We start from the raw sequence: 12,035 nt of genomic DNA on the forward strand, positions 1-12,035 counted from the left end.
CGGTACCCGGATCAGGCGCGACGCCACGCAGCTCACGCGCCGGGAGCGACACGTGTGACATGTCCGGCGACGCGTGACGGGGGGGATTCGATGAAGCCAGTCCGTCTGATTTCGTATACGACAGGAAATATGCGAACTGAAGGCTGCTTTTAGCGCGGCGGGGTAAACGACGAGTTGAGCAGAAAATCGGGACGCGCAGCGGGCGACGCTCGCGATGGCGACAAACGCCACGATTCAGGCGGCGGGGTGCAATGAGGCCGCCGAATTCGTGCGCTTCGATGCACCCGCGTGCGAGTTAGAGCTATCACACAAAACGCACGGCATAGATCGGCGGCAAGTGAGCCGACAGCGATTGCCATTGCTCGCCCGCGTTGTCGCTGATCCATAGCGCGCCGGTGGTCGAACCCATCGCGAGCGTGCGACCGGTGGCGTCGATGTCGAGTCCGTGCCGGTAGATAAGATCGTAGGAGGGCGTCTCCGGCAAACCGTGCGAGAGCGCGGTGAACGACTCGCCACCATCGCGTGTGCGTGTGACGACGAGACGCGCGTCGACGGGAATGCGGCATGCGTCGCGCTGCGCGGGCGCAAACCACGCGACGTCGGGGTCATGCGGATCGACCGCCACTGCGAAGCCGAAACTCGACGGTGCCGCCTGAATGCGTCGCCACGTCGCGCCGTAGTCGAGGGTGCGGAAGATGCCGTTGTGATGTTGGGCCCACAACGCATTGGGGGCGTCGCGACACTGCACGAGACGGTGAACGTCCTGCGCATTCGGATCGAGTCGTCGCTCGGGCGGCATGTAGTCGGCTTCCATGCCCGATGCGGCGAGCGCCCAAGTCTGACCATCGTCGCGCGTGCGCCAGACGCCGCCCGTCGACACGGCGACCATCACCTGTCGGCTGTCGTGCGGATCGATGCAGATCGAATGGATGCCCGCGTGATCGTAGCCGCCGCCCATCCATTCGGCACGTTCCGGCCGATCCCACAAACTCTCGATCAGTTGCCAGCTTTGCCCGTGATCGCGTGAGCGAAACAGGCCGCCGGGAATGGTGCCTGCCCACAGCACGCCGGGTGCGTCGGGGCCTGCCGCTTCGAGGGACCAGAGAAGCGCCACCGAAGGCGCTTGTGTCGCTTGTGTCGCTTGTGCCGCTTGCGCCGCTTGTGCCGCCGATGCGGCGGGCTCGGACGGCGGGGCTTGCGTATCGGATGCTTGCGCGAACGCGGGCGGCGCCAGTTCCGTCCACGTGCTTGCGTCACGCGCGCGGCACCAAAGCTTCACGCCGAAGTGACCGAGGTTGAGCGCCGCGTAGTCCGTGCCGTCGCGGGCGTCGTGCAACACCATGCTGACCGGCTCGCCGGGAAAGTCCGGTGTACTCGACGTCAAGCGCCATTCGGCGCCTTCACGCTGCCATGTGAACAAACCCTTGCGTGTGGCGACCAGGAGGGTGGCGCCAATGACGTGTTCCATGTTGTCTCTCCCTCATCCGCCCGAAAGCGCCTGCGCGACGTAGATGCTGCTCGCACCGGTCAGTGCATCGCCCAGGGTGTGACGATCGCGAATCAGCCGACCGTCCACAAAGACGGCGACATGCGGGCGCAAACGTCCCTGATCGTTGAACAGATAACCGCGCAGGGCAGGGGTCTGCGCCACACATTGCGCCAGCGCGTCGTGCACGTTCAAGCCCTCGACGTGTTGTTCGTCGACGGGCACATGACGCTGTATTGCGGGCGCAAAGATGACGGTCGCCATGTCGGGCTCGTGGGTGTTTTGTAAGTCGTGGCTCGCTTGTGCGTTGTCTTGCTGCCGACAAACGTTCGAAAGATTTGCGTGTGCGGCCATCCATCGTCGGCAGTCAGACTTGCAGTGTAGACAATGAGGATCAACTGCGGCGGAAGCGTCCCGGATTCATGCGCGAGTGTTGCGTGTGCGCCGCGCTATGTATGCCGGGAAATAACGTATGTTGCGGACGAGCGCGATATGCGGGGCGCGATTTGGTGTCCTTTGCATGACGGCCGACGAGTTTCGATGCGCGTGAAGCGTGATCGTAGGGTGCGGCCTCGCATATCGGACACTCCCCAACCCCATTCACCCCGTTATGTTTCACCATTATCGGAGTGCCCGCGAGTGCGGTGCCGCAACCGAAACCAGGAGGACACAATGGCGAGAGCGAAAGGAAAGGACATCGGGATGGGACGTTGGCCGGAAAGCGCGGCCAAGCGTCAATGGCGTTTGCACAAGGAAGGCGAGCCGTCGTCCAAGGAAGACCCGACGGTACGGCGTCCGCCTGAACTGGCGAAGTGCGAAGGGCATTTCGTCTGGAGCGTGCGACAGGCGGCCTTCATCGGTCGCGACGACGATACGCGTGACACTCGTGAATCGCGCGATTCGCGGGGCCTGCCCAAAGGCGGCGTGCGTCACTATGTGCCCTGTACGGCGCACGCGCAACGCTATGGCAGCGTGGCGCAAGCGAGGGCGGCGGGAGATACGCTGGTGGGCGACGTGCTCATCATGTACGGCTACGCCGCCAACGGCCCGCTATACATCGTAGGGCGATGACGGTGTAGCCGATCCGGGTGCGCGGACCGGCATGGTTGGGCGGCGACGGATCGATTCGGCGGGTTGCTTGGGATCACTTGCCGAGTTCGTGGCCGATCACGCCGCCGACGACGGCGCCGCCGATGGTGCCGGCGGTGCTGCCACCGGTGGCTTCGTGACCGATGACGCCGCCTGCCGCTGCGCCACCCAGCGTGCACCCGATGATGGACGAACCCATCGCAAGCGCGGTGATGACAACGAGAATCGACTTGGCCATTTTCATGATGCGTCTCCTGTAGCAATTGCCGGGCGCGCTTTGCGCGGCAGCACGACCTCAGCGTAGTGCGCAGGTGTTTTGCGCACTATCGGCAGCGACTGAATCGGCTGTAGGAATCGGACGACATGGAGCGAGGCTTCGGGCTACCGGCCCATGAGCCATCCGACGACGCCCGCCCGATGGCCTGACACCATGCGACTGACTTGATGCAGAACACAGCTAGGAAAAGCCACCACGCTCCCTCTTGCCCGAAACGCCGGATCGATTAGCTCGGCATGGCTCGCATCCCGGAGCATAAAGTCGCCCCCTTCGTAACTTCCCCCGTCAGAGAGCATGATGATCACCGTCACGACTCTTCGCGGTGGTGTGGGAGCGGCGTGTGGTTGATCCGCGCCAGGGGCGCTGTCGCGATGCCAGTTGAAGAAGTCACCCGCTTCGTAAGTGCTGAATTGTGTGCCCTGCATTTCGGCGATGTCGTACTGCCAGAGGTCGCGGTTTGCGAGACATCCGTAATGAAGGCAGATCTGAGAAATCCAGTGGGCTTTGTCGAAGAATCCGACTTTCGCTTTTCTGACCTTGTCGTTGTGCACGAGGCCGGAGGTCGCGGATACGACAGCGGCGTCCGATAAAGTGATCGCACGTCCGGTGTCGTACAAAAGGTCACAGAATTCGTCGGGCAGGTGCGATGGCCATACGCGATAGAGCGCGGGTGGATGGGGCGGGCGTGTCATCCCTGGTCCTCGAGAGCGTGCGGTGGCGGCCCTTCGGCAAGGGGCTTAAGCGTGCCACGCAGTGTATGAGCACACTCGGCGCCGCGAAGCACATGCGCGCTTTTTTCGGGAGGATGTCAGGGGGAATCCGATGCTCACTTCCCAAGGGCCGGATCACGCCTGGCGAAGTTTCGCGTGGAAACGAAAAAGGGTCTGCAAGCGCAGACCCTTTTTCGTTACATCAATACTTGGTGGGGCGTGAGTGACTCGAACACTCGACCTACGGATTAAGAGTCCGCTGCTCTACCAACTGAGCTAACGCCCCGGTGCGACCGGGAACAAAAAAGGCTGCAAGCGTCGCAGCCTTCCTGTAATGCTGTGGTGGGGCGTGAGTGACTCGAACACTCGACCTACGGATTAAGAGTCCGCTGCTCTACCAACTGAGCTAACGCCCCGATGCTACCGGGAATAAAAAAGGCTGCACGGCATCGCAGCCTTTTTTAACAATTCGTTTGGTGGGGCGTGAGTGACTCGAACACTCGACCTACGGATTAAGAGTCCGCTGCTCTACCAACTGAGCTAACGCCCCAACGAGACCGAGATAATATCGGCTCTTCCGCATGGGGTCAACCCTTAATGGTGAAAATCCGCAAAAAAGGTCTCAGGCGAAAAGCGGAACCACCTCGAACGCCAGGACCGCGAGCACCGAGCCCACGACCACGAGCAGCGATCGCCAGCACATTCGAACGGTCCCTTTGCACGGCATTGCGCCGACAACGATCGCGCCGAATACCGCGATCGCAAACATGCAGACCAGTTGGGCATTGGAAAGGTGGGGCGCGATCATGCTGGATCTCCCTGTCGCCACCAGGCGATGCACGAGGTTAGTCGCGTCTCCAGTATAGAAAACGGCTTCCCTCAAGCAAAGCGGCGCGACAACCGGGGTTTCCCCAGTGGCCGCGCCGTGCTTTCCGGACAGGTCTGCGATCCGTCCGAATCAACGGCAGGCGCTTCGGCTGCCGATGCTTCGGACGGATCGCATGCCCCTCAGGGGGGGACGTCGTCGTTATTCCGGAAGATCCAGGATCAGGATGATCGTCCAGGCGTCTTCGCCTTCGTGGTGGTACTGACGCTCCACCACAACGAACGGTTGCTTCTTATCGCCCTTGCCGAGGAACATCACGTCACCTTCCTGCGGCAGGCATTCGAGCGGCGGCAACCCGAGCGGGGTGTCTTTCGGAACGAGTCGCTCGGCCTTCTTCGCTGCGCGCTCGGTCCACTCGATATCTAGTTGGATGTCACTCACCGGATGATCCTGTCTATGCAAATTGAAACGGCTGCATGGTAGCACGCAGCCTGCGCAGTCCACCGCCGTCCACCAACGCCGCCATGAAAAAAGCCCGCACTCCAGGGCGGGAGCGCGGGCGAAAGTCCCATGCGATGACGGGGAACGCATGGCGACAGGAGATGCGCCCGTGGGAAGCCGTGCGTGACTGCCGGGCCAGAGGGGAAGCACTGGACCGACGCACCACAGATCGCCCGGTAAAACGTCGTTGGGCGGGGGCGCGCGCCTGTCGGCGGGACTAGGGAGGAATAAGGTGACGCAACGCAGGCCGACGATGCCATTCGGCCTGCGCGCGTCGGTCACACCGCCCTAGGGAGGCGGCATGACGAGGGCCGGTTTGGCGGTAGCTTACGGATTCGAGTACTTCATCTCGCCGTTCTGGCGCGCACGCACGAGTTCGTCATAGACCTGTGCACGCGTCTTGCCCGGCACGTTGGCGTTGCTCATCGTGTTGAACGCCGGGTAGTCGTAGTCGTTCTGCGGAATCAAGCCCTTGGCGCGCGCGTCGACCAGTTCCTCACGCACCTGTGCGCGGGTGAGTTGCGACGTTTGCGGCACCCAGCCGAACGGCGAACCGTCGGGGTAAGCGTCGCTCGATAACTGCGATTGTGCGAAAACGGAACCTGCTGCGGTGGCCATCGTGGCCGAGATCAGTGCCGATGCAATGAGTTTGCGATTGAGGGTGCGATTCATGACGTCAATTCCTGTTCTTCTGTGTTGCGGGGGCGCGCAATGCATCGGTATCGAGCGACTGTTGGTAGGACGCGGTATGCGTTGTGCGCGACCGGTGAAGCCAGTCTATGCCCCGGGCTATCACAGAAAAACGGCAATTAAGCGAATGCATCATTACGCGAGCCGCAATAATGCGACGCGCGTTCTCACTCGATGAGAGGCGCTCGGCGACGCGGCATCAATAAAAAACGCCACCCGAAGATGGCGTTCGTCATGCGGTGGCGATGCGGAGATAGCGGAGATGCTTCGGATGCCTTCAGCGAGTGGCGATGGCAACCGCCGCACCAGCCATCACGGTGCCCGTCGCGCGATTCAGGCGTTTCACGGCGCGCGCTGAACTGAGTAGTCGCCGTGCGCGCGACGCCAGCGCGATATAGCTGCCGAACACGATCGCGAGAACCGTCAGTGTGACGCCGACGACTTCGACATAACCGAGTGCCGTCACGCGTTGGAGATCGAGCAAGTTGGGCAGTAATGCGAAATAGAACACGACGACCTTCGGGTTGCCCATCGTGACCGACAGTCCGCCCAGAAACAGACGCCAGGACTTCTCGCGCGGTGCGGCGGCGAGCGGCTCCGTCGGCGCAATGGCCGGTGCGTGCCACATCTTCCAGGCGAGATAGAGGAGGTACGCCGCGCCAGCGTACTTGATCGCGAGGAACACGCCGGAGAATGTGTGCGCCAGCGCAGCGACGCCCAGCACGGCGAGCGTGAGCCAGACGACGTCGCCGATGGCGACGCCTGCAGAGAAGGCAATCGCGCCTTGCGTGCCACGTCCGAGTACGCGTGCGACGATGGCAGCGATACCGGGGCCCGGCGTGCCCGCGCCCACAAACAGGGCGAGCGCGAAAGTCAACAAGTGAGTCCAGTCCATCGCTGCGTCTCCTCGCGTTGATGTCGTTCTGAGTGATCTATGTGTTGTCTACACGATGCTGCCCCGCCCATCGCTCACTGTCCGGGCGATGACCGATGTCCCGATGTCCCGATCTCACGCACCGAACCACGGCAGGCCGCGGAAGCACCAGCCGCTCACATTCTTGCGGTGACCGTTGCTGTCCTTGTCGCCTTCGAAGCCTTCGAGGATATCGAACGATTGTGTGAAGCCGGCTTCGTAGGCGCGCGTTGCGGCGGCCTTCGAGCGGGCAGCACTGCGGCACAGGAACAGCAGCGGCGCTGCCTTGTCCGTCGTCTGCGACGTCAGTTGTTCGAGGAAGTGTTCGTTGGGCACGCCTCCGGGATAGCGCACCCATTCGACGTTTGCGTACTGCCCGTCCGGCACTTGGGGGCGCCCGACCCAATCGAGTTCAGCGCGCGTACGCACGTCGATCAGACGAACGTTCGCATCGGCGTTGAGCAATGCCAGCGCCTCTTCCGGCGTGAGCGCGCCTGTGTAGGCGAGCTGGCCCGTGGCGCGACGCTCCGTAGCTTGGTCGAGAATGGCTTTTGCGCTTGTCATATTGCTGTGATCTCGTTAGTCGATGGTTGTCCTTCATTCTAGCGTGCAGCACACGCAAAGATGCGCTTTAAGTGACATCGCGCGGCATTGGGAGTCGTCTGGATATTCTGCGGTCCGAATCCACCGCGCCCGACGACGGTGCAATATGGCGCACAACTTCGGGCCGACGATGCGGCCCGACAGCACTTAAAAGGTGCATAATCTGCAAATGCACCAATATGGTGATATTTTGGTGCGATGTGCACCGAAATAGAGAATTAAAGCCCGCGAGCGGGAATTCGGCGCTGGCCGCACCAGCATCGAATATTTCCTTAGAAATCAGTGGGTGAGGGTGAGGCACAGCAGTGAAGCGATGCGTTGGCACGCTTCCTGCTTATCATTGGCGAATTCGAACACGGAGTTCGTTAAGAGGGTGCGGCGACGCGGGCGATGAGCGCCAGCAGCGCCAGATTGAATCTTTCGGGAGATAGCATGAGCAAATCTGTGGCAGATGTGATGAACCTGGTTAAGGAAGAAGACGTCAAGTTCGTCGACTTCCGCTTTACGGACACGCGCGGCAAAGAGCAGCACGTCTCGGTGCCCGTGTCGCACTTCGACGCCGACAAGTTCGAGAGCGGTCACGCTTTCGACGGTTCGTCGATCGCTGGCTGGAAGGGCATCGAAGCCTCGGACATGCTGTTGGTGCCGGACGCCAACACCGCTTACATCGACCCGTTCTACGAAGAAAACACGCTGGTCCTGACCTGCGACGTGATCGAACCGGCCGACGGCAAGGGCTACGACCGCGATCCGCGCTCCATCGCCAAGCGCGCTGAAGCCTACCTGAAGAGCACGGGCCTGGGCGACACCGCCTTCTTCGGTCCGGAGCCGGAATTCTTCATTTTCGACTCGGTCCAGTGGAACACGGACATGTCGGGCACCTCCGTGAAGATCAACTCCGAAGAAGCCCCGTGGTCTTCGTCGAAGGACTTCGACGGCGGCAACACCGGCCACCGTCCGGGCACGAAGGGTGGCTACTTCCCGGTCGCACCGGTCGACACGTTCCAGGACATGCGCTCGGAAATGTGCCTGTTGCTCGAACAACTCGGCGTGCCGGTTGAAGTGCACCACCACGAAGTGGCTGGCCAGGGCCAGAACGAAATCGGCACGAAGTTCTCGACGCTGGTCGAGCGCGCCGACTGGACGCAGATCCTGAAGTACGTCGTGCACAACGTGGCGCACAGCTACGGCAAGACGGCCACGTTCATGCCGAAGCCGATCGTTGGCGACAACGGTTCGGGCATGCACATCCACCAGTCGGTCTGGAAGGACGGTCAGAACCTGTTCGCAGGCAATGGCTACGGCGGTCTGTCGGAATTCGCGCTGTATTACATCGGCGGCATCATCAAGCACGCCCGTGCCCTGAACGCGATCACGAATCCGTCGACGAACTCGTACAAGCGTCTCGTGCCGCACTTCGAAGCCCCGGTGAAGCTGGCCTACTCGGCCCGTAATCGTTCGGCATCGATCCGTATTCCGTACGTTGCCAACCCGAAGGGTCGCCGCATCGAAGCGCGCTTCCCGGACCCGATGGCCAACCCGTACCTGGCCTTCTCGGCCATGCTGATGGCCGGTCTGGATGGCGTGCAGAACAAGATCCACCCGGGCGAAGCCGCCGACAAGAACCTGTACGACCTGCCGCCGGAAGAGGACGCAAAGATCCCGACCGTGTGCTCGAGCCTCGAACAGGCGCTGGAATACCTGAACGAAGACCGCGAGTTCCTGACCCGTGGCGGTGTGTTCACCGACGGCATGCTCGACTCGTACATCGCACTGAAGACGGACGAAGCTCGCCGCGTGGCCATGACCACGCACCCGCTCGAGTTCGAACTGTACTACTCGCTGTAATCGGGTCGCTGCGCAGCAATGCGCCGGCATGACGGAACGCCTGCGGCCGACCGTCATGCCCGACAAGCACGGGGGGATGGCCGCGGCCGTCCCCCTTTTTTATCCGCAGCGCGCGCGCCATGCATCCCCAATGTGCATTGCGCTAGCCGCCTGCCACGAACTTAACGCCTAGATCCTTGATGAAAAGTGTCCGCGCTGGTGAGAAAGGGCAGACGAAGCGGGCCTCGCATTCCGCTGATGCCGTCGATGTTGCTGCCGATGTGACGGTTGACGCCGCAGGCATCGCCGCACCGCTGTCCGCGGTGCCTGCCCTGGTCGACCCGTGGGAAGCGAAGCTTGCCGCGACCGGCATTCTGCCCGGCCTGGAAGCGTTGCCGACCGTGCTGCTGGTGCTGGAAAAGCACTCGTTGCGCGTGGTCTTCGCAAATCCGGCCGCCGAAGCGTTGCTGGCCTTGTCGCGTCGCTCGCTCTCGCAGATGACGTGGAACGATGTGTTCACGAACGGCGAAGTGCTGTCGTCGACGATGACGGAGCTCATCGCGAATCACTTCCAGACCACGCGCCTCGATCTGGTGCTGGAACGCACCGCACAGGAGCCGTTGCACACGCACGCGATTGTGGCGGCCCCCGAGGCAGCGCCCGATTTCGTGATCGTCGAGCTGATCGAGAACGAGCAAAAGCTCAAGAACGAGCGCGAGGAGCGGATCATCGATCAGGCGTTGATGAACAAGCAGCTCATCCGCAACCTGGCGCACGAGATCAAGAACCCGCTCGGCGGCATTCGCGGTGCGGCACAGTTGCTGGAATTCGAGCTGGATCAGCGCGAATTGCGCGAATACACGCAGGTGATCATCAAGGAGTCCGACAGGCTTCAGACGTTGGTGGATCGCTTGCTGGAGCCGCATCGCCATCCGTATATCGCGACGGACGTGAACATCCACGAAGTCTGCGAGCGCGTGCGTTCGGTGGTGCTCGCCGAATTCCCGCAAGGCCTGTCGATCGAGCGGGACTACGACGTCAGCCTGCCCGATTTTCGGGGCGATAAAGAGCAACTCATTCAAGCGCTACTCAATATCGTGCGCAACGGTGCCGAGGCGCTGCGCGAGCAGATCGCGCGTGGCGACGCACGCATCGTATTGCGCACACGCGTGGCGCGAAAGATCACGATTGCCAAGCGATTGCACAAGCTGGCATTGGAATTGCATGTGATCGATAACGGGCCAGGCATCCCTGCCGACATTCGAGATCGCATCTTCTATCCGCTCGTCTCCGGGCGAGAGGGGGGAAGCGGTCTGGGACTCACACTGGCGCAATCGTTCATTCAGCGCCACGACGGTCTGATCGAATGCGAAAGCCGGCCCGGACGGACGGATTTCCGAATCCTGCTGCCCCTGGGCTGAAGCGGCCCTCACGCCGTCGGCCGTAACACCTGCGGCCGGGCATAGACGTTACACGGTGAACAATGAAGCCGATCTGGATAGTAGACGACGACCAATCCATCCGATGGGTGCTGGAAAAGGCACTCTCGCGAGCCAATCTGCCGGTGCGCAGCTTTACCGGCCCGCGCGAAGCCAGCGCCGCGCTCGAACACGATTCGCCGCAAGTGCTGGTGTCGGACATCCGCATGGCGGGCGGCTCCGGCCTCGAATTGCTGCAAACCGTCAAGCAACGGCATCCCGGCCTGCCCGTCATCATCATGACGGCGTTCTCGGATCTGGATAGCGCCGTCGCCGCGTTTCAGGGCGGTGCGTTCGAGTATCTGGCCAAGCCGTTCGACGTGGATCGTGCGGTCGAGCTGATTCTGCGCGCCGTCGAAGAAAGCCTGCGCGAAGCGACGGACGACGAACGGATTACCGAAGAGCCCGAGATTCTCGGACAGGCGAGTGCGATGCAGGACGTGTTCCGCGCCATCGGCCGTCTGTCGCATTCGAGCGCGACGGTGCTCATCACCGGCGAGTCGGGCTCGGGCAAGGAACTGGTCGCACGCGCATTGCATCGACATTCGCCGCGCGCTTCGGGACCGTTCATTGCGCTGAACACGGCGGCCATTCCGAAAGACTTGCTCGAGTCCGAGCTGTTCGGACATGAGCGCGGCGCGTTTACCGGGGCGCAGGCAACGCGTCGCGGACGCTTCGAGCAAGCGGAGAGCGGCACGCTGTTTCTCGACGAAATCGGCGATATGCCGCTGGACTTGCAGACGCGGCTGTTGCGCGTGCTCTCCGACGGCAACTATTACCGTGTCGGCGGCCACAGTCCGATCAAGGCGAACGTTCGCGTGATCGCGGCCACCCACCAGAACCTGGAAGATCGCGTGCGTCAGGGACTGTTCCGCGAGGACCTGTATCACCGTCTGAACGTGATCCGGTTGCGCTTGCCGTCATTGCGCGAGCGTAACGAAGACATTCCGCTGCTCGTGCGTCACTTTCTGCAGAAGAGCGCCCGCGAACTGGGCGTCGAAACCAAACGCATCAGCGAGGCGGCGCTCACGCATCTGACGCGCTTCCCGTTCCCGGGCAACGTGCGTCAGTTGGAAAACCTCAGCAACTGGCTGACGGTGATGGCGCCGGCGCAGACCGTCGAGATCAAGGATTTGCCGCCGGAATTTCAGACGACGGCCGCGCCTGCTGCGGTGGTGGCAGGTGTGCCTGCGTACGCGAACGGTGCGCCGCATGGCGGCGCCGCGACGCCGGGGAGTATCGATCCGACGCAGGGCACGGCGGGATACGGCGGCGTGGGTGCGGTGCCGTCGGTGCCCGTCGGTGGCATGGGCGGCATGGGCGGTAGTGCGGGCGAAGTGGCAGGCATCCCGGGCGTACAGAACGTGGAGAGCTGGGAGCCGATCCTGCGCCGCGAGGTCGCGCGACTGTTGCGCTCGGCCTCGCCGGACGTGATGGATCAGCTCACGCGTCGCTTCGAGACCGCGCTGATCAACGAAGCGCTGGACTTCACGCGCGGGCGTAAGGTCGAAGCCGCCAGCCGTCTGGGGATCGGGCGCAACACGATCACGCGCAAGATCCAGGAGCTCGGGCTGGAAACCTGAAGCGAAACCGGGTAGGCTCCCTTGTTTCCTCACATCGCGACAAGGGAGCCGT

Annotated in this window: 13 protein-coding genes and 3 tRNA genes; 4 read left to right on the plus strand and 12 right to left on the minus strand. The window is 62.4% G+C overall.

Annotated elements, in window-relative coordinates:
- Window positions 1-304 precede the first annotated feature (304 nt).
- Window positions 305-1,456 (minus strand): VPS10 domain-containing protein, encoded by a 1,152-nt coding sequence (locus MB84_RS09955; protein ID WP_157122888.1) that lies wholly within the window; start codon window positions 1,454-1,456, stop codon window positions 305-307.
- Window positions 1,457-1,480: 24 nt separating this feature from the next.
- Window positions 1,481-1,750: a MoaD/ThiS family protein gene (locus tag MB84_RS09960; protein WP_046291660.1), complete on the minus strand. Its 270-nt coding sequence runs from the start codon at window positions 1,748-1,750 to the stop codon at window positions 1,481-1,483.
- Window positions 1,751-2,158: 408 nt separating this feature from the next.
- On the opposite strand from MB84_RS09960, the gene MB84_RS09965 reads away from it, so the two are divergent.
- The gene (locus MB84_RS09965) at window positions 2,159-2,557 is read left to right on the plus strand and encodes a hypothetical protein (protein ID WP_157122682.1); all 399 of its coding nucleotides are present in this window, start codon (window positions 2,159-2,161) and stop codon (window positions 2,555-2,557) included.
- A gap of 73 nt (window positions 2,558-2,630) precedes the next feature.
- Here the strand turns inward: MB84_RS09965 and MB84_RS09970 are convergent, their stop codons facing one another.
- From MB84_RS09970 to MB84_RS10015, 10 genes are all read right to left on the minus strand, one after another.
- Window positions 2,631-2,819 carry a glycine zipper 2TM domain-containing protein gene (locus MB84_RS09970; protein WP_044455446.1) on the minus strand — a complete coding sequence of 63 codons (189 nt, stop codon included), beginning with the start codon at window positions 2,817-2,819 and terminating at the stop codon, window positions 2,631-2,633.
- Between the two features lie 137 nt (window positions 2,820-2,956).
- Complete coding sequence (locus MB84_RS09975) at window positions 2,957-3,544, minus strand: 2OG-Fe(II) oxygenase (protein WP_084009701.1); 588 nt, start codon at window positions 3,542-3,544, stop codon at window positions 2,957-2,959.
- A 228-nt stretch (window positions 3,545-3,772) separates the two neighbouring features.
- Window positions 3,773-3,848, minus strand: a tRNA-Lys gene (locus tag MB84_RS09980).
- A 54-nt stretch (window positions 3,849-3,902) separates the two neighbouring features.
- A tRNA-Lys gene (locus MB84_RS09985) sits at window positions 3,903-3,978 on the minus strand.
- A gap of 58 nt (window positions 3,979-4,036) precedes the next feature.
- Window positions 4,037-4,112: transfer RNA gene (locus tag MB84_RS09990), tRNA-Lys, on the minus strand.
- Window positions 4,113-4,184: 72 nt separating this feature from the next.
- Window positions 4,185-4,370 carry a hypothetical protein gene (locus MB84_RS09995; protein WP_046291662.1) on the minus strand — a complete coding sequence of 62 codons (186 nt, stop codon included), beginning with the start codon at window positions 4,368-4,370 and terminating at the stop codon, window positions 4,185-4,187.
- Window positions 4,371-4,589: 219 nt separating this feature from the next.
- Window positions 4,590-4,829, minus strand: coding sequence for a hypothetical protein (locus MB84_RS10000; protein ID WP_039398969.1), 240 nt, complete (start codon window positions 4,827-4,829; stop codon window positions 4,590-4,592).
- 387 nt (window positions 4,830-5,216) lie between these two features.
- Window positions 5,217-5,561 carry a DUF4148 domain-containing protein gene (locus MB84_RS10005; RefSeq protein ID WP_046291663.1) on the minus strand — a complete coding sequence of 115 codons (345 nt, stop codon included), beginning with the start codon at window positions 5,559-5,561 and terminating at the stop codon, window positions 5,217-5,219.
- Window positions 5,562-5,856: 295 nt separating this feature from the next.
- Complete coding sequence (locus MB84_RS10010) at window positions 5,857-6,474, minus strand: LysE family translocator (RefSeq protein WP_046291664.1); 618 nt, start codon at window positions 6,472-6,474, stop codon at window positions 5,857-5,859.
- 114 nt (window positions 6,475-6,588) lie between these two features.
- Entirely contained in the window at window positions 6,589-7,056 is a 468-nt protein-coding gene (locus MB84_RS10015; protein WP_046291665.1) for a rhodanese-like domain-containing protein, read from the minus strand.
- A 471-nt stretch (window positions 7,057-7,527) separates the two neighbouring features.
- Here MB84_RS10015 and glnA point away from each other — a divergent pair, with 471 nt between their 5' ends.
- From glnA to ntrC, 3 genes are all read left to right on the plus strand, one after another.
- Window positions 7,528-8,943 carry a type I glutamate--ammonia ligase gene (gene glnA / locus MB84_RS10020; protein WP_046291666.1) on the plus strand — a complete coding sequence of 472 codons (1,416 nt, stop codon included), beginning with the start codon at window positions 7,528-7,530 and terminating at the stop codon, window positions 8,941-8,943.
- A gap of 293 nt (window positions 8,944-9,236) precedes the next feature.
- Entirely contained in the window at window positions 9,237-10,343 is a 1,107-nt protein-coding gene (glnL, locus tag MB84_RS10025; protein ID WP_425415908.1) for a nitrogen regulation protein NR(II), read from the plus strand.
- 62 nt (window positions 10,344-10,405) lie between these two features.
- A complete protein-coding gene (gene ntrC / locus MB84_RS10030; protein WP_046291667.1) occupies window positions 10,406-11,983 on the plus strand; it encodes a nitrogen regulation protein NR(I) in 1,578 nt (525 codons plus the stop codon).
- Window positions 11,984-12,035: the final 52 nt, after the last annotated feature.

This window comes from Pandoraea oxalativorans (genome assembly GCF_000972785.3).
In the GTDB taxonomy this organism is placed as follows: Bacteria; Pseudomonadota; Gammaproteobacteria; order Burkholderiales; family Burkholderiaceae; genus Pandoraea; species Pandoraea oxalativorans.

Coding starts and splice junctions, on each gene's coding strand:
- MB84_RS10005 (WP_046291663.1), bottom strand. CDS start 5,561: ATGAATCGCACCCTCAATCGCAAACTCATTGCATCGGCACTGATCTCG.
- MB84_RS09995 (WP_046291662.1), bottom strand. CDS start 4,370: ATGATCGCGCCCCACCTTTCCAATGCCCAACTGGTCTGCATGTTTGCG.
- glnA (WP_046291666.1), top strand. CDS start 7,528: ATGAGCAAATCTGTGGCAGATGTGATGAACCTGGTTAAGGAAGAAGAC.
- MB84_RS09975 (WP_084009701.1), bottom strand. CDS start 3,544: ATGACACGCCCGCCCCATCCACCCGCGCTCTATCGCGTATGGCCATCG.
- MB84_RS10010 (WP_046291664.1), bottom strand. CDS start 6,474: ATGGACTGGACTCACTTGTTGACTTTCGCGCTCGCCCTGTTTGTGGGC.
- MB84_RS09965 (WP_157122682.1), top strand. CDS start 2,159: ATGGCGAGAGCGAAAGGAAAGGACATCGGGATGGGACGTTGGCCGGAA.
- MB84_RS10015 (WP_046291665.1), bottom strand. CDS start 7,056: ATGACAAGCGCAAAAGCCATTCTCGACCAAGCTACGGAGCGTCGCGCC.
- MB84_RS09970 (WP_044455446.1), bottom strand. CDS start 2,819: ATGAAAATGGCCAAGTCGATTCTCGTTGTCATCACCGCGCTTGCGATG.
- ntrC (WP_046291667.1), top strand. CDS start 10,406: ATGAAGCCGATCTGGATAGTAGACGACGACCAATCCATCCGATGGGTG.
- MB84_RS09960 (WP_046291660.1), bottom strand. CDS start 1,750: ATGGCGACCGTCATCTTTGCGCCCGCAATACAGCGTCATGTGCCCGTC.